A 16,038-nucleotide genomic window follows, 5' to 3' on the forward strand; every position below is an offset into this window, starting at 1 on the left:
CCTTACGGGTGGAAGGCCCGCTGGAAGGTGGCGGTGACCTTGAATTGCTCACCGCCCATGGGGGTCGGTTTGGGGTCAACGCAGGTGAACAGGCCCAGCTCGCCAAGCGGAGTGCTCCAGAGGAAGGCTTTCGCGCCGGCGTGCCGGTCGAAAAAGTCCATGACCTCCTTCACCCGGGCCTTCCTGCCGGTGATGGTCACCGGGTAGCTGTCTTCCTTGTTGTTCGGGCCGTCGCCAACGACCTGTCGGTATCCACCGCCGAAGCGAGACTCACGCACCCTGTACTGGATATCGGGGGTCTCGCCTCGCTCGGTGGGCCAACTAAAGGTTTCGATTGCCATCATCGCCTCCCTTGAATGGCTCGCCACGTTGCGCCGCCACTTGGACTCAACGTCTTGCGTTCGTTTGCCGCAATCTCGGCGCGGATCAGTTCGAGGAATTGCGGCGCCAGCCGCTGTCCCATCGCCGTGTCAGCGGACACATCACCGCCACCTTCCCGATTGATATTGATGGTGACCTCCATCTTCTGCTCCGCTCCAGCGCTGGACGCACCAGTCGCACCGCCCAGGGCACGCACCCCAAGGTTTCCATCCGGAGCCCGGGTCAGCGGCATGATTGCCTCCGGGCCGGCCTCACCGAACACGCCCGCCCCCTTCGCGAAGGCGAAGAATTGGGGGGTGCTGTGCACCTGGTTGCTGAAGTGCGAGAGGCTCGGCGAGTCGTACACGCCGCCCTTGGCGTTTGGCACAAATGATCCCTCGCTGAACCCCGTCATGGTCCCCTCGCCGACCGCCGAAGCCCCGCCGCCAAAGAACCCACCGATGGCCGACCCAAACAGGCTGCCGGCAATGCCGGTGATCGCCTGCCTGGTCGCAATCCTGGCCATGTCTGCCAGCACCGACTTGGCGAAGTCGGAGAACGACAGCTTGCCGGTAATGGCGAAGTTCGCCACAGCGTCCTCCATGTTGGAGAAAGCGTTGCTGAACAGGGTACGGGTTTGGCCGGCGACGTCCCGGGCCTGCTCCAAGTAGCTACTGAATGCAGACGATGCCCCGTTGCGCCAATCGCCCTGGGCTGCCGTCATGGCGTCGTAGTTGGCGATGGTGGTTTCCTGCAGGTCCCGCTCGGTCTTGTTCAGTGCCGCCAGCTTCTGGTTGTACTCGTCGAGGCTCATGCCGCGGGAGCCATCGCCGTACTGATTGGCCAGATCCAGCCGCTGCTGATTCATCCGGTCGGTGATGCCGTTCTGCTGGTCCTGCAAGGCGCGCTGGCGATCGCCAAGGCCTAGACCATCTGCAGCTCGCTGCCCCTGAAGTCTCAGGGTCTTGACCTGCTGATCAAGGGCATCAGTGTAGGTCTGCACCGCCCTCGCCTGCTTGGCCGGGCGGCCCTGCTCATTGGTGGCGAGCACGGCCAACTCCGAGTCAGCATCCTTCTGCGCCTTGACCATTGCGGCCCGCGCGTCGGCGATCTTCTGGTCAAGCTGAATGCGTTGCTGTGCGCTGGTGCTGCTCCGACCTTTGGCGTCTTCCAGGGCCTTGATTTCGGCCTCGTAGGCGTTGGTGACCTCAGCCTTCTGCTGCTCGATGATCGCGGCGCGCTGAGAGGCGTACGACTCCTGGGAGATGATCCCGGCCTTCTGCGCCGCATCCAGCTCCTTCTGGTGATTCTTGTACTCAGCCAGGATGGCGCTCAGCGCGTTTTTCTGGTCGTTGAAGCCGGAGAGGTCTACCGATGTGGTGCGCCCGGCAGGATCCTTGAACTGCCTGGCAATGTTCGCTTCCGTCCTTGCGATCCGGTCCGGTGCGAGCCTTTCATCGTCAGGATGTTTTTTGCGGATGTCGTCGAGTTCTTTCCTGTACTCCTTGAGGGCATCGGCACGCTTCTCAGCGTTAGTTCTGGAGGACTTCTCCCGAGCATCGACCTTGTCCATGGCAAGTGTTGCCGCCCTCTGTTGCCTGGCGTCCAGCTCCCGGGCCTTCGCAATCGCATCCAGGGTGTCCCGCTGCTGAATCAGCCCTTTCAGCTCGAGGCTGGCGTTAGTGAGTTTCGTCTGGGCATCGGTGTCGTCAGCGTCAGCATTCACAGCGCTCTGCGCCGCAGCGACCTGGTGCTGCATGTCGACGATCCGACTCGCGATGTCCTGATCCCGGCCAACATCCCTGAGCGCGTCGACAGTTGCGGCGACCTCGCCTTTAAGCGACTTCCACCCGCGCTCCCACAGAGACAGGCTCTCTGTGACCTCTTTGCTGCGGTTCTTGATGGTGTCGATGTAGGTGTCGGTTAACAGCTTGGCTGCCCCGATGGTGTCGCCTTGCTCCTTCAATACCAAGATCTGCGAGTAGGTTGTAGCGGTCAGGAAGTTGTACTGCTCGTTGAGGTCCTTCGCGGCCGCCACCGGATCTTTGCCGATCTTCACGAATTCAGCGACGGTCTCCTCCACAGCCCGGCCAGTTGCCGAACGCCACTCGAGAGCAGCCTCTGTGATCCCGACGAAACTCTCGGAAGCGACTTTTCCGCTGTCCGCCAGCTTGGTGAGTACTTCGGACGCAGCGCCGGTGGTGCCGACAGTCGCCGCAACCTCGCGCGCCATACCGGAAAGACGGTCGGAGGTTGTGCCAGCGGCGTTCCCGGTCGTGATCAGCGCTTTCTGGAACCTGACAGCCTCCTCGCTTCCCGAGTAATAAGCGTATCCCAGTACGCCCGTCGCTGCTGCTGCCACTGTGAACGGGTTCACCAAGCCCAAGATGTAGCCACCCAGCGCCTGAGCCGCTGGCCCGATACCGCCGAACATGTCCTTGAGCTGACCGCCCTGTTGCAGCAGCACCTGTAGCGGGGCCTGGCCACCCTGCAGGGACACCACGATATCGGTGAACTGAGCTGGCACGCCGCGCAACGCATTGGCCGTAGCCTTGGCTGTCATCCCTGTCTTGCTCAGCGCCGTATCGGCGCCGCCCAGGGCTGTGCGCGCCTGGTCGATCTTCATCTGGTACTCGCCGAAGGTCTCTGCATCGAGCGCACCACTGGCGCGGAAGCTCCTCAACTTCTGTTCCATCTGGTCCAGCCGGCCCATAGCAGCCACGGCCGGGTCGATCTTGCCGAGCAGCTCTTCGAGCGCCTGGCCTTCTTCCCGATGGGCGCCAGCGGCCTTCTTCGCCGCCTCCGCCTGGCGCTCTTCCGTGGCGATGAGGGCCTGAGCTCGGCTATTGATGGACGCCTGACGGCTGGCACTGTCCGACAGCACAGCATTCGCCTTGGCAGTGACCTCGGCGCTCTGCTCGGTCGCCCGGTTCAGCGACTGGACGTACTGGCTGGCCTCCAGTGAGGCCTTGGCCACGGCCAGAATCCTGGCCTGCTGCTCGTCGGCAGATTCGGCGGCGCGCCGTCCAGCCTGGGCGCCAGCGTCCGTGGCGCTCGTGAGTGCCTCCTGCACCTTGCCCGCCTGCGCGGCTTCAGTCCGAAAAGCCCCCATGTTCGCCGCGGCGCTGCTGAACGCCGTAGATGCGCTGGTGACAGCACGTCCCACGGTGGCCATCTGCTGCGCCAACTCGGTCTGCTTGGCATTGAGAGCTTGCAGCTCCTGAACGATCTGCCGGGTGTCACCTTGCAAATTGCCCAGCGCTGCCTCCCAGGCGCGCCCAGTTCGTCCAGCCGACTCCTCGCTGCGCTTGCCGGCGTCCGTTAGCTGATCAAGGTTGTCTTTCGCCTCAACCGCATCGCCGGAGTCGATCTGTAGGCCAAGGGAGGCGATGGTAGTCATGATTTTCTCCAGGCAACAAAAAACCGCCAGAAGGCGGTTTAATTATTCATGCTGCGCTCTGCTACCCCGTCTGGAGGTCGCTGCCGCAGTGCTTGCATTTGATGGCAACGGCCAGGATTTCTTCGCCGCAGAGCGGGCAATCTTTTTTTGGTTTCGTCCCGCTCAAGCTCTCTGAAGCCGTTACAGATTCTGACCGAGGAAAACCTGAAGCTTCAGCACATTCCAAAGGAGTGGGCCTCTTGAACGCCCATACCAGAGCAGCTACCCAGCCGAGCAAGCTCCATCCCAAAAAGAAATTTAGTGCAGCGATAGCTGGCAGATTTTTGCTTTTGCGCAGCCAGGCCTCGATCGTCGGAAGCATATAAAAAGCGGGTATGAACACTGCTCCACTGAACGCCACTAGAGTACCAAAAGCATTTAATCCTCCACGCTCCGCTCCCATTGCGTAGCTATAGAAGGCTAGAAAGCCCAGAACGAGTAGTCGGACGACAAACATTCGAACCCCTTATTCGCTGACCATGGCCTATCCATGGCTAATGACAGGATGCTATCACCATCCGCATGGCCTAGGGCAAGCCAGCGCCAAAACCCCGCATGGGCGGGGTTCGGCTTTGATCTAATGCTTATCGCGTCAAGCCGCGCGCAACGACCTCTGGCATGGTCGGATGGGATTCCTGGACTTAAGCCCAAGCCCGGCCAAGCGCCGGGCTTTTCGTTCCTGTCCGCCGACAAGCGCCACCCTCTCCACCTCCCAGTTGGTCTACCCTTACCCTCCCCAACCACTCACATGAAGGGTGCGAAGATGCCCGACGATGAGAAGCGGAGATTTGCCGAGGCGCTGGAGCACTGGGCGGAAGCTGTGGATGCGATCCGCGCCCGGGATCGGGCCGAGGCCATAGCCCAGGTCGAAGAACTACGGAGCATGCACCTGATGCGGGCTTTTCACACCAGCGCGCTATGGGAGCACTATGCATGGAAGCGCCGGGACCAGGGGTGAGCCCAAATGCAAAAACCCAGCGCGACGGCTGGGCTATACAGTCAGCTGAAAATCCACCAGAGGACTCCTGCGATAATCAGCCAGGTCACGACATGCGCCCACATTGGCGTCGGCGCAGCCTGGACGGCGCCTTTCTTGCCAGAGCTGTAGAGCTTGGACGCCGATAATCCCGAGCCAGGAATTCCGGCAGTCACCCGCGTGCCGCGCTTGCTGAGATTGGCGGTTAGACCCTTGCCACCAACCGAAGTACTGAAACCGCTCTTGCTAAGGTTGATACGCACGCCTGGCGCGACCTTGAAGCTTTTCCGGAACCGCAACGCCATGACTCGACTCCTTGAGGAAGGCAATGAGCCATCATCCCCGAAAGCTGCGGGAACCGCCACCCTGTCCACCCATCCACCCTGGACGGAAAGCCAGTACGTGGCCATGGCCGGGGCGTAGTAGCGTTGTGCGTCCCAACGAACCGCCCCGGTCCGTTGCCGGAAAGCCCATGGACTGGGGCACGACGACCTAGGAGGTTACTATGCGTGATGATGGCAAGCTTGATCCACTTGAAGGCCTGAGTTCGCCTTTTGCACTTGGCACCCTTTCCGCGCTCTTGGCCCTGACACGGGTCGTACAGATCCTAGCCGGCAAGGACAACGCCCTGATCGATAAGGCGATGGAGGCTGTGAAAGCACCCGACAACTTCACAGACCCTCAAACGAAGCGTGTTTTCGAAGGACCAGCCCAGCAAGTTGCTGCTATTGCCAAGGAGACTAGAGAGGCGATGAAGCAACGGTCTTGACGATATTGCTTATCATCGCCTCATGTGCATCAATCTGGCGCGCAACCTTTTTCTCTCTTTTCTCTTTGCGCGCCGGCTTACGTCGTTTTCTTTGCATATCCCTCTCCTGCGGCCTGGCCGCGTCAGTCGTTGCCCTACTCCGACGCTTCAGCCATCACGGCCAGAGCTTCGTGCTCCATGATGCGGAGATCGGGGAAAATTTCGGTGAGTTCTCGGCGCTTGATTCCGAGCATCGACGCGACCGAGGGAATGGCTGTGTAGTCCAGACCCGAAGGTCCGCCCTGCCCCAAGCGCCACTGCGTGCCCAATGCCTCGAATACTCGGATGGCCTGCCAAGCGTCTGGCCAAACCTCCACCTCTTCCTCGAGGAGGTCCGCCAGGGTCAGGCCAATGGCCGCCAGCTGCTCTGCGGACGGGCCGCGCTCATACAGCGCCCGAGCCGCCGCCCTCAGTTTCCCAAGCGGGCCGGGTTGTAGGCCGCCTGGTAGGCATCGGTCACCGCCTTCGGCGCGCCGGTGCAGGTGCGCACGAGTTCGACGATTGCCTCCTGGCTGAACTCGTCCTCCAGATCCCAGCCGGTGATGATCTCGCCCAGCTGCTCGGCCTGCAGGGTGATTTCACCAGCGGTGACTTCCTCCCAGCTCGCACCATCCTTCTGGGCCTTTTCTGCCCAGGTGTCGCGCGCTTTGTTCCAGCGGTCGAACATGCCGGCCAGTGTCACCCGGTCCATGTACCGGAACTGGAACTCAACCGGCACCGGCTCGCCGCCGATGCGCGGAACATGCACAACCGCGGTGAACGTCGGGTTCTGGGCAATCTTGATCTTCGCCATGACGGATCCTTAAGCGCTGTAGCGGGTCGGTCGGCCAGACAGGCCTACCGAGATGGTTCGGGTCATCAGCTGGTTCCGCTCCATGGTCGGCGTGCTGGTGATACTGACGTAGCCAGGCATCAGGATCTGACCGCCGCCGGGCAACTTCAGGCGGATCACCGTCAGCTCCTTGGAATCGTCGTAGCCCTCCACGACCGGCACGTACAGCGCGGTCGGCTGGTCCTCGACCGTCACCGACACGCTGATCGGGTTGCGGTTGGTTGGGAACTGCAGATCGTCGTCGTTCTCGAGGTAGCCGACAGTGAGGAACTGCTGCTCGCCGCCGGAGACGGTGAAGCCGGTCACCTTCGAGATCTGCGTCCAGCCCGAGACAGGGACAACCGAGCCAACGCCGGCGCCGGCGGTGTACCGGTCGGTGTTGGTGGTGTCCAGACCAGCCAGAGAGAATGCGTCGGTAGTGACGTTGGCTGCCTTGGCTGTGCGGTCGTTGATGAGGGCCCAGCCGGAGCTGATCAGCAGAATGTCGTCGGCATCGATGCTGTGGCCTACCGCGCTCGCCACTGGCGGCTTGGCATTGGTCAGGGCAGTGAAAGGCACAGCGGTGCCCAGGGTGCTGGCAATCTCCAGCACAGAACCGTTCGGCAGCGGGATGCGTGCGGCCATGTGTGTTTCCTCTTGGTAGCCCGCCGGGCGGCGGTGTTATGCCCCAGCGGGCGGTTGGTCCGCGATGCCGCGGTAGGTGAAGCTGGCCGGGACTGTGTAAGTCGACGGCTCGGGGATGGTGGGGCCCTGCTCTACCGGCGCGACGACCAGGCCTTCGAAGCCGTTGCGGCTCAGCTCGCTGTCGACACGGAAGACACTACTGAGCTCGTCAATTACGGCCTCGGCAGTCGCCAGCGCCTGTCCGGCCGGAGAAACGATGCTGACCTGGTAAACGCCTGTGTATTCGTATGCCTCACCGTTCAGATAGCGACAGGTGGTGCTGGCCGGGAGCAGAAAGGCGCGCAGGAAGGTTTCGTCGGGGTCTGGCTCGAAAGCCTGCTCGAAGTTCGCGACCCGGATCGGGCGCGCCGCGGCCCAAGTCATCAGCTTGATCTCGATGGCCTGTCGTGCTCTTGCGTGGCTCATGCTCGGTGGGTCCTGATGGCTTCTTCAACGATGCGCTGGAAGTCGGCAACAGTGACTCGCACCATACCGCTAGGCGCCTGTGAGCTGTGGCCGTACTCCAGAGGAATGGCATACGGCAGGTTGTTGACGATGTAGGCGACCTCGCCGGCGGAAAGATCACCTGCAGCCACGAGAAGCCTGTCCAGCCTCTCGCCGGCGCTCTCGATGTCCTCGATCTCGCCTGCGGCTGGAGCGCCGGTGGTAAGCTGCCAGTTACTGCGGAAGCGGCCGCCCACGTAGCCCTGGCCAGCCCTCCGAACGCCGAGCCCGAAGTTCTCACGCTGCTCGCGCTTGGTCAGCGGCTTGCGCAGTCGCAGGCCGCCTTTCAGGTTGCCGCTTTTGGTGTAGTTGGCCTGGTCGGCAGTGATGCCGACATTGATGGCCGCTGCCTTGGCGTTGTAAGCCGCGATCTGCTCAGCCGCGCTGCCCTGGGCCTCAACGTTCACCTTCCAGAGATCCGGGTTGCCGACCGGCGACATGGTCACCAGTCTCCGGCCGACCATGATCACGACCTCACGGAAGGTTAGGTCCATCGCCTCCTTGGCGGCCTCTGCGAACTGCTCCAGCTGCGCGGCAAAGCTGCCGTCCAGGCCGCCGTAGCGGCTGGTCATGTGTGAGCCGCGGGCCATGTTTACTTCCTCAACTGGATGGTCCAGGTGACCTTGGCCGCGTCTTGCCCTACGTCCATGACTCGATAGCCGCTGATGCGGTCACCGATGGCGGGGATGGCAGGGACTTCCGTGACCGCGTCGCCATCCTTCACGAACAGCTCGTTCTGCAGCGCCTTGAGGCGTAGGTCTGACGCCAGGATGCGCGTACCGTCGATCTCCCGGACCTTGTACTGGCCGAAGACACCGCGACCGGCGTAGTGCAGCGTTGTCGCCGGCGTACTGCCGCCCTTCTCAGGGTCGTAGGTGCCAGGCACAGTCCGGCTGCCATCGACCGCCGCCACTGCGTCGGCTAGGTCCGTATCGAAGGCCTGGGCCAGCTCGGCCTGTAACTCGCGTCGAAGCCCCATGTCACCCCCTGACGATCTTGATCTGGCCGGTGCCCAGATACCGCGCCAGCAGGGCCAAGGCGAAGGACTCACCCGCGCTTATGACCTTGGACGTTGCCGAGTAGGTCTTGCTGCTCGACACACCGTCAGCATCCACGGATTTGCTCAGCACACCGGTTTCCTTCGCCTGGTACAGGTTGCCTGCCGCCGCCTCCACAGCCACTTCCGCGCCCGCCTGCACGACATCGGCGGGAACCGTGTCGAACTCGGGCAGGCCCTGGTTGGTGAGCCAGGTGTTGGCCATCAGCACCGCCCGGGCCTTCTGGTCGTCGGGCGCCCAGGTCGGCCCAAGCAGGGCGTCTACCTGCTCGACGGTGATGTAGATGGTCATTACGCGGCCTCGTCCAGCAGCTTCTTGAGGTCTTCCAGGCTGGCGTCAGGGCTGAATTGCACGCCCTTTTCGTTCAGGGCGGCCTGCAGCTTTGCCTTCAGCTCGGCTTCTTCGGCAGCCTTCTTGTCGGCAGCGGACTTGCCAGTCTTCGAGCCTTTGGCCTCCTTCAGCGGCTCCGGGTGCTCGTAGTCATCGGGCGCGAAACGGGCATCGATGATCTTGTACCCCTTCTGCCGCAGCTCGGCTTTACGCTCAGGGCTGACCGGGTGCTTCTCGTAAATAACTTTCTCGCTCATGGCGATCTCCTGGGGAAGGCGCCCCGGAGGGCGCTGTACCGGTTACTTGGTGGCGTCACCGATGGTCAGCACGCCGGCCGAGGCCTTGATGCTGTTCGCCACCAGGTCCCAGTTGGTGCCGGTGGACAGCTCGGCGTTGGTCGGCGACTTGCCGCCGTTGGCGGTGTCCCAGGTGTAGCCCTTGAGGCCCAGGCCGAAGGCGTAGTCGGCCTGCATGGTCGTCTCGATACGCTCCTTGCCGTTGGAGGTCTCGATGTTGGTGATCAGGTCGGAGCCATCCATCACCACCGCGGCGCCGTCGGCCAGGCTGAGCACCTTCTGCTTGTTCGGGGTGCCGGCCTCGTACAGCGCAGGGGCGTCGGTGATGATCACGGCTTTGCCGAGGATGTCGACCACCTGCACGCCGGAGAACTGGAACAGACGCTCGGCGTTGGCGAGGTTCTGGCCGACCAGCTTGTGGTACATGGCACCGGTCATGACCTGGGCCACCAGGCGCTGGGAAGCGTCACCGAACAGCGCGTGGGCGTTGTTGATCGCGACGTAGGTCACGCCAGCAGTCGCCGAAACGTCGTTGGTGGCGCTCGGTTGGTTGCCGATGGCGCCGGCCAGGGCCGAGATGGCGGTGTTCAGCTGATCCGCCATGATGGCTTCGGACAGGTTGCGGCTGATGACTTCCAGCGCTTCTTCCGGGTTCTTCTGGATCCAGGAGAGCTGGGAAGGCTCCCACAGGATCGGGCCGAAGCCGCCGGCGATCTTCACCGAGTCGTACTGCTTCTGGGCCAGCGGGGTGGACGCCTGGGCGCCGTTGGCAGCGTAGCGGTCGACGCGACGCTGGGCGCCGTGCAGTCCGGCCCAGAACGATTCCTGCAGGAAGTCGCCGTCGATGCCCTGGGTGGTCAGGCGGATGGCACCGGCCGAGGATGCGTTGAACTTCTCGACATCCTGAGCCAGGGTCTCGATGGTGGTGCGCTTGAGGTATTCGTTGAATACCTTCATGTTCGAAAGGGCCATTGGGCCTCCTTATTCGCTTGCGGTCAGGCCCTTGATGGCCTCAAGACGTTCAGCCTTGGTGCCACCGAAGTTGCCCTTCGTGGTTTTGTGCTGGCCACCGCCGTTCGGCGCGCCGCCGCCATTGGCGCCGGAGCTCTTCAGGATGTGGTCGCGATGGGGGTACTGCGAGACGAGGGTTTCGAGCGCTTCGTTGAAGTCGGCCAGTTCGCCCGGGCGAGCGCGGCTGAAGATCTTCTGGCCCTGGGCGTCGTACGCGACGACCTTGCCTTCCTCGATCTTGAAGTTGCTGCCGAAGGCGGCCTGGACCATGTCAGCGGGAACAGCCATCTTCTCGGCGATGAACTGGGAGCGCGCGAAGCTGCCGCCGATCTTCTCGGCATACAGCTGCTGCTCGAAGGTCTGCGCCTTGCCGTTGGCTTCATCCAGCTGGGTTTGGAAGGCCTTGCTGATTTCGCCCTTCACCTTCTCGATCTCGCCGGCATCCACCAGCTTCTTGGCGTCGAGGTTGGCGACGATCTCCAGGGCTTTCTTGGCGGCCGCAGCATCTTCGATGCCTTCGAACGCCTTCGCAGTTTTTTCGAAGCTGTCCGCGCGTTCACGGTGCGACTTCGCCTCGGCATTCAGCCGGGTGATGGTGTTGCGAGTGCCGACCGCATCGAAGGCGACGTCCTTGCCGTCGTCATCGGTGTAGACGGGCTTACCATCTTCGATAACTGCGTACTGCTTGCCATCCACTTCAACAGTCTTGAGTTTCATTTCGTCTCTCTGGGCCATCCGGCCTGTTGGTGAGCCATCCGGCCCCAGGTCGCCCCGTCCATCCGAACCGCAGGCATGAAAAAGCCCCGCACTGGGCGAGGCTTTACAATTGCGCGCCACGAAATGGCGCTTTGGTGTTTTGTGGCGCGGGCTACAACAGCCGATCCCGCAGCTCATCGAGCGTCAGGAACTTGCCCTTGTCGTTGTAGAAGTCCTGCAGCTTCAGCTTGTCCTGGCGCAGCAGCTTCCCCCGCTCCGGGCCGAGGATTTCGTCCTGGCGGGCGGCAGGCTGGCGTGCAAGCCATTGAGCGTACGTGGTCTGCTGCGGCACCTGCCCGTCCATGCTTGCCCGGGTCGCGGCGTCGCTGATCCCCAGCGCTAGGGCGCTTTTGAGGATCGGCAGTTTGGTCGAGCGGCAGCAGAAGTGGATTCGGCCAGGGCCGGCGAGCCACGGCACCTTGTGCCCGATGGGTCGGTACGTGCCCAGCGTGTACGGCAGGCGGTCACGGATTCTGCAGGTCGTCGATGTCCGGTTATCCAGCGTGCTCAGCCACTCAACATGGCTGATGATGTCGCTGTTGGCCTCGAATGCCTTGTCGCTGGCCGTCTCTGCTGTGCTGGACACTGCCGACCGGACAACCGCCTCCACCTCCCGGCGAGACTTCTGCAGGATGCCATCAGCGTACTTCTCCGCCTTGGTACCCATGATCTGCCTGACGATCTCCGGCGTCGTGCGTCCTTCAAGCACGCCAGACCGCACGGCATCGCGGATTGACGCAGCACGTTCAGCCTCAATGCCGGCCATCCACTCGCTGAGCAGCCGCCCCTGGAAGGGCCTTGCCAGCGCAATGGCGCGTACCTGACTGAACTGTGCCACGGCAACCGGGAATCGCGCCTGCACAAGCTCAGGAACAGCCGCTGTAAGCGCAGTGGCCTGAAAGGCAATCTCGTAACTGGCCACGCCGTCGATGACGCCTGTGAGCGCCTGCTGAAGGCTAAAGAACGTCGATTGATTGATCCGCAGCACGGGCGCCAGAGCGGCATCGATCGCTGCAACGGACGCGCCGGCATCCAGGCTGTCGATGGCAGCAATGAGCGCTGCCCGCAGCTCAGGGTCAGAACTGTTCAGGATCCTGATGATCGCCACGACCTGGCTGTTGCTCAGCCTGGAGAGATCAACTTCATGGCCGATCAGCTCGTCCAGCAGCTTCTCGTTGGCGGTCTTCATCACAGCGTACCGAGAGCCGGGCCCTGGGCCTCAATCTTCGCCAGCTCCTCTTCCCATTCGTATTCGTCACTGATCACACCGCGCCGCTGCATCTCGGCGAACAGCGTCTCCTTGCTGATCATCCCGGCATTGGCCATGGAAACCAGCGTCGGCAGCGACACCTCAGGCATGTAGTCGACATCGAAGTTGCCACGCATCTCAACCGTACCGCCCTCGCCCAGGCTTCGATAATCGGCCATGAACTGAAGCAGCTGCGCCAGGCAGTCGGCGAAGTGGTGCGCCATACGTGCCAGCGGGGACAGTTCCTGCGCCGCCTCCTCCTCCGCCTGGGTGGCGGTCTTGGTTGCCGTTTTGTCTGGCGTCAGAAGCTTGGCCCCGGCCATGCGCATCTCGTTGATCAGGTCCTGCAGCGCGGTGCGACCAGCATCGACGGCCTGGCCGGTGTGCTCGACGTATTTGAGGTCACCGTCCTTCGGCAGATCGGTAAGCTGGCCTGTGCCAACCTTGAACTCTGGCGGGATCACTTTCCCCTGGTTGTCGTACTGGGCCTGGATGCCGATGCGCACCAGGATCGGCACGCGGATGACGTGGAGGATGTTGTCCTGGTCGCTCTGGCTCTGCCAGTGCTTCACGTTCAGGTGTGCCAGCTCGATCAGCGGCGGCTTGGCAGTCATGAAGCCGGTACGGCCGGTGTAGAAGGTTACCCAAGGGATAGCGGTCAGGCTGTTGGTGCCCTCATCGTACTGCTCCCAGGTACCTCCAGCTGTGGCCTGCTTGCCCCGTACGGCCTTGGCCGACCTGCGATAGGTTCGCCATGATCCAGGTTCGAGCACGCGAATCTGCTCGACGCATTTCGCGCCGAACTCGCCATCTTCCTCCTCGACCACCTCGATGTAGCGGACCATAGTCAGCACGCCGCCCTTGGAGCGCCAGCCCAGTACCTGCTCAGGCCTCACCATCACCACATAGGGGCGCACGCCAGCGGCCTGCTCGTCTGCCTGGGTCTTCAGCTCACCCGCTGGCGGGTGATCGACGAAGGCATGGCACAGGCCATGGCTCAACCCCTCGGTGAAGAACCCGACCGACCAGGAGTTGAGGTCATTGCCGGCGTGGTCGATGTCCTTGGTCATCTCGACAATGGCCTCTGGCACATCGTCACCCACCTGCAGCGGCTCGGCGAACACGCGGGAGGTCATGTTGCCCACGGTCTCGGAGTACGCCGGCAGCAGGGTCGAGAGGCGCAGGCGCTCTTTGTAGGCCTCGTCGTCTTCGGCTGGGTACTGCGGCAGCAGGACCTTCCCCGCCGCCCGCATCGCCATGGTTCCGCCCATGAGTGGCGAGATCACGGCCCAGTAGGCGCGCATCGCGTCGACAGCGGGCAGCGTGATGCTCGGGTTATCGCTCATGGTCACATTCTCAGGGATTGGGTCGTGAAGACCGGTCGTTCAATTGGGTAGTCGTGGTGGATGAAGTAGCCACCCGCGTCGTTCGCATGGTCCACGCCAGATTTCTTGTCTGGCTCACCGTTGGCAGCCCATACCTGCTGCTCCAGGCCGTCCGCATAGGTCGGGCAGCGCAGCGGGTTGATCAGGTAACGCCGCTCGCCATTCGCGTTGCAAAACATCGCGTTCATGGCGTTGATGCGGTCCTTCACCGGAGGGTTGGCGTCTGGGGCGATAACGCTGAACCCGGCCTGGCGCAGGATGGCGATGTCCGTCTCGCTGGCGTTCACCGACTTGCGGGAGCCGCCCGAGGCGTCGGGGTAGATCCGGATCTCGCAGGTCTTCTCGTAGTCCCTGCCGTTGTGCCGCCAGTAGCGCTCCTTGATGCGCCGGATCATGTCCGGGGTATCGAAGCCGTCGATCAGCTCATCCACGGCCCTGGGCTTTCCGTCAGGCCTTTTGACATGGACGATCGCCGCCATCTTGCCGACGTTGAAGTCCATGCCGATGAATAGGGGCTCTCCAGGCTCTACGGTGTCGAAGCAGGAATTCAGCTTCCGGTCGTAGGCATGGTAGATCGACCCGGAGTTCAGGTTGACGAACTGGCCGTTTAGGTAGGCCAGGATCAGCTGGGCTGGATACGACTCCATCAGCGACGGGATGTAGTCGGGCGGCAGGTTCAGCTCGTTGTCGAACGTGCTGGCCTGCACCAGGCCGTACATGCCCTGCATCGCTGGCTTCTCGCGCAGCTGCTTCACGAACTGCTGGTAGACGAACTTGAACCCCTCGGGGGTCGTGGTCACGTCTACGCCGTTCTTCAGTCCGGGCACGTTGTAACGCATCCGGGCAATAATCTTGCGCCAGGCGTGCTCAGCCTTCAGCGCGGGCAAAACGTCGAGTTCATCGACCAGGGCGTGCCCGATCTTGAAACCCACGATGGTCTGTGGCTTCTCCATCGAGCGGCAGATGGTCGTGCTGCGGTACTGACCGCCGCTGTAGAACTCGACCTCCTTGTCGCTCTCCTTCGTCTTGACCTTTAGGCCCCAGTCGAAGGCGACCTCCTCGATGGTCGGGAAGAAGATGTCGCGGATCTGCGGGTAGGTCGGTGCGAAGTAGCCGGAGTTGATCCTTGGCCATTCCCATACATGCTTACAGATGCCTGCGCATCCCACCCAGGTCTTGCCAGAGCCGAACCCTGCCACGAAGCCGCGGAACTTGTGCTCCATCTGGAGGAAGCGCGCCTGCGGGACGTTAAGCGTCGGCATCTGGCTTCCTCGCGTTCACTACCTCGACCCGGATGCTGGTCGGCACCTGGTTGTCCTGCGGTACGTCTGTCTTGGTCTGCCGATTCACGTAGACATCGCCGACCTCTTTGGCCGCCTGCTCCAGCAACTGGGCAGTCAAGGCCATGTTCTTCATCGACTCGGCTTTCTCGGCCATCCTGCCCAGCGCGCGGAGGCGAAAGGCACGGTTGGCGATGGGTATCTCTGCTGTCTCCTCACGGAAACGCTTGCGGGTGTCTTCAAACATGATTACCCAACGCTTGGCCAAGCCCTTGCTACAGGCCTTGGTTGGGTCGTGACTTTCCACCTGCTGGCGGGTCACCACCTGGCCGAATTCACTCTTGACGGCCTCCACTACCTGGGTTGGTGTGTCGAAGCACGCAAGGGCCTGAACGATGAAGCCCTTCACCTCATTTGTCAGGGCTGCCATATGGTGTCATCCGTCTAGGGCCTGTCTGGAATCAGGCCGACCTCAGTAGACAGGTTCCGCAGGCCCTCGAAATGTTGATCTTGGCCACCTCAGGCGGCCGGCTTGCAGCGTCTATCAGCTGCTGTACGTCGTGGCTTGCACCGTAGCGCCTCACCACTCCGACGAACTCTTCGACGTCATGGCCACGCATCTCGAGCTTGGGCATGCCGTCATCGCCGAACGCTGGGGAGCCGTACTTATCGAGCTTGTGCCCGATGTGATACAGCTCGTGTTCGACCAGCGAGCAGAACTCGGCCTCGCTGCACTGGGCGCAGTAGTCACCCGCCAGCGTGATGAGGAACTCAGGCTCCCCTCCAAACCAAGCGCGCATCTGCTGCTCCTGGCGAGCCTTCTGCCATCCCCCGGCACGGATCATCAGTTGCTCGGCCTGGCCAAGAACGCTGCGACCCTTCTTGCTGAACGAGGAGGAAGCCCAAAGCACGCCGATGTTGGCGTCGATGAGGTGAGCATGCTCTTCGTTGTGGATGCTGCCAGTAGCGGAGAGGATCTCCGCCTGTATCCACTCCCACACTTCTGGAGCCGGCGCGAGGATCAGGAATGGCGATTCAAGCAGCTCAGCCGGCGGCATCGGTCTGCTCATGCTCACTCCCGCGCCACGAAA

Annotated in this window: 21 protein-coding genes; 2 read left to right on the forward strand and 19 right to left on the reverse strand. The window is 62.4% G+C overall.

The window, feature by feature from the left end; translation table 11 throughout:
- Window positions 1–2: 2 nt before the first annotated feature.
- The 3 genes from K5H97_RS14880 to K5H97_RS14890 form a co-directional block, all read right to left on the reverse strand.
- Window positions 3–341 carry a phage tail protein gene (locus K5H97_RS14880; RefSeq protein ID WP_028688991.1) on the reverse strand — a complete coding sequence of 113 codons (339 nt, stop codon included), beginning with the start codon at window positions 339–341 and terminating at the stop codon, window positions 3–5.
- A complete protein-coding gene (locus tag K5H97_RS14885) occupies window positions 341–3,760 on the reverse strand; it encodes a phage tail tape measure protein (protein ID WP_028688992.1) in 3,420 nt (1,139 codons plus the stop codon). The genes K5H97_RS14880 and K5H97_RS14885 overlap by 1 nt, the downstream gene beginning before the upstream one ends.
- Before the next feature lie 61 nt (window positions 3,761–3,821).
- The gene (locus K5H97_RS14890) at window positions 3,822–4,256 is read right to left on the reverse strand and encodes a superinfection immunity protein (protein ID WP_036985749.1); all 435 of its coding nucleotides are present in this window, start codon (window positions 4,254–4,256) and stop codon (window positions 3,822–3,824) included.
- Between the two features lie 306 nt (window positions 4,257–4,562).
- Here K5H97_RS14890 and K5H97_RS14895 point away from each other — a divergent pair, with 306 nt between their 5' ends.
- Window positions 4,563–4,757: a hypothetical protein gene (locus K5H97_RS14895; protein ID WP_028688993.1), complete on the forward strand. Its 195-nt coding sequence runs from the start codon at window positions 4,563–4,565 to the stop codon at window positions 4,755–4,757.
- Between the two features lie 41 nt (window positions 4,758–4,798).
- Here K5H97_RS14895 and K5H97_RS14900 read toward each other — a convergent pair whose 3' ends face one another.
- Window positions 4,799–5,080 carry a DUF4236 domain-containing protein gene (locus K5H97_RS14900; protein ID WP_028688994.1) on the reverse strand — a complete coding sequence of 94 codons (282 nt, stop codon included), beginning with the start codon at window positions 5,078–5,080 and terminating at the stop codon, window positions 4,799–4,801.
- 200 nt (window positions 5,081–5,280) lie between these two features.
- Here K5H97_RS14900 and K5H97_RS14905 point away from each other — a divergent pair, with 200 nt between their 5' ends.
- Entirely contained in the window at window positions 5,281–5,544 is a 264-nt protein-coding gene (locus K5H97_RS14905) for a hypothetical protein (RefSeq protein ID WP_028688995.1), read from the forward strand.
- Between the two features lie 134 nt (window positions 5,545–5,678).
- Here the strand turns inward: K5H97_RS14905 and K5H97_RS14910 are convergent, their stop codons facing one another.
- The 15 genes from K5H97_RS14910 to K5H97_RS14980 are packed head-to-tail and all read right to left on the reverse strand — an operon-like array spanning window position 5,679 to window position 16,017.
- Entirely contained in the window at window positions 5,679–6,065 is a 387-nt protein-coding gene (locus K5H97_RS14910) for a DUF1799 domain-containing protein (protein WP_390898244.1), read from the reverse strand.
- Window positions 5,993–6,376 (reverse strand): phage tail assembly chaperone, encoded by a 384-nt coding sequence (locus K5H97_RS14915; protein WP_222577987.1) that lies wholly within the window; start codon window positions 6,374–6,376, stop codon window positions 5,993–5,995. The genes K5H97_RS14910 and K5H97_RS14915 overlap by 73 nt, the downstream gene beginning before the upstream one ends.
- 9 nt (window positions 6,377–6,385) lie before the next feature.
- Window positions 6,386–7,039, reverse strand: coding sequence for a phage tail protein (locus K5H97_RS14920; protein WP_094011945.1), 654 nt, complete (start codon window positions 7,037–7,039; stop codon window positions 6,386–6,388).
- Between the two features lie 36 nt (window positions 7,040–7,075).
- A complete protein-coding gene (locus tag K5H97_RS14925) occupies window positions 7,076–7,504 on the reverse strand; it encodes a phage tail terminator-like protein (RefSeq protein ID WP_222577988.1) in 429 nt (142 codons plus the stop codon).
- Entirely contained in the window at window positions 7,501–8,154 is a 654-nt protein-coding gene (locus K5H97_RS14930) for a hypothetical protein (RefSeq protein ID WP_248691163.1), read from the reverse strand. Before K5H97_RS14930 ends, K5H97_RS14925 begins: the two co-directional genes overlap by 4 nt.
- Before the next feature lie 20 nt (window positions 8,155–8,174).
- Window positions 8,175–8,561, reverse strand: coding sequence for a hypothetical protein (locus K5H97_RS14935; RefSeq protein WP_028692263.1), 387 nt, complete (start codon window positions 8,559–8,561; stop codon window positions 8,175–8,177).
- Between the two features lies 1 nt (window position 8,562).
- Complete coding sequence (locus K5H97_RS14940) at window positions 8,563–8,931, reverse strand: hypothetical protein (protein ID WP_028692264.1); 369 nt, start codon at window positions 8,929–8,931, stop codon at window positions 8,563–8,565.
- Window positions 8,931–9,227 (reverse strand): hypothetical protein, encoded by a 297-nt coding sequence (locus tag K5H97_RS14945; RefSeq protein WP_028692265.1) that lies wholly within the window; start codon window positions 9,225–9,227, stop codon window positions 8,931–8,933. The genes K5H97_RS14940 and K5H97_RS14945 overlap by 1 nt, the downstream gene beginning before the upstream one ends.
- Window positions 9,228–9,269: 42 nt before the next feature.
- Window positions 9,270–10,238 (reverse strand): major capsid protein, encoded by a 969-nt coding sequence (locus K5H97_RS14950; protein ID WP_222577989.1) that lies wholly within the window; start codon window positions 10,236–10,238, stop codon window positions 9,270–9,272.
- Window positions 10,239–10,247: 9 nt separating this feature from the next.
- Window positions 10,248–11,171, reverse strand: a complete 924-nt coding sequence (locus tag K5H97_RS14955; RefSeq protein ID WP_261401118.1) for a DUF6651 domain-containing protein — start codon at window positions 11,169–11,171, stop codon at window positions 10,248–10,250.
- Complete coding sequence (locus K5H97_RS14960; RefSeq protein ID WP_036986369.1) at window positions 11,146–12,222, reverse strand: hypothetical protein; 1,077 nt, start codon at window positions 12,220–12,222, stop codon at window positions 11,146–11,148. Before K5H97_RS14960 ends, K5H97_RS14955 begins: the two co-directional genes overlap by 26 nt.
- Window positions 12,222–13,628, reverse strand: a complete 1,407-nt coding sequence (locus K5H97_RS14965; protein ID WP_036986367.1) for a DUF4055 domain-containing protein — start codon at window positions 13,626–13,628, stop codon at window positions 12,222–12,224. The genes K5H97_RS14960 and K5H97_RS14965 overlap by 1 nt, the downstream gene beginning before the upstream one ends.
- Before the next feature lie 2 nt (window positions 13,629–13,630).
- Window positions 13,631–14,929, reverse strand: coding sequence for a terminase large subunit domain-containing protein (locus K5H97_RS14970; protein WP_028691918.1), 1,299 nt, complete (start codon window positions 14,927–14,929; stop codon window positions 13,631–13,633).
- Window positions 14,916–15,377 (reverse strand): DUF2280 domain-containing protein, encoded by a 462-nt coding sequence (locus tag K5H97_RS14975; RefSeq protein ID WP_028691917.1) that lies wholly within the window; start codon window positions 15,375–15,377, stop codon window positions 14,916–14,918. The genes K5H97_RS14970 and K5H97_RS14975 overlap by 14 nt, the downstream gene beginning before the upstream one ends.
- Before the next feature lie 31 nt (window positions 15,378–15,408).
- Complete coding sequence (locus K5H97_RS14980; protein WP_028691916.1) at window positions 15,409–16,017, reverse strand: putative metallopeptidase; 609 nt, start codon at window positions 16,015–16,017, stop codon at window positions 15,409–15,411.
- Window positions 16,018–16,038: the final 21 nt, after the last annotated feature.

It is taken from the genome of Pseudomonas mosselii (genome assembly GCF_019823065.1).
GTDB classification, from domain to species: Bacteria; Pseudomonadota; Gammaproteobacteria; order Pseudomonadales; family Pseudomonadaceae; genus Aquipseudomonas; species Aquipseudomonas mosselii.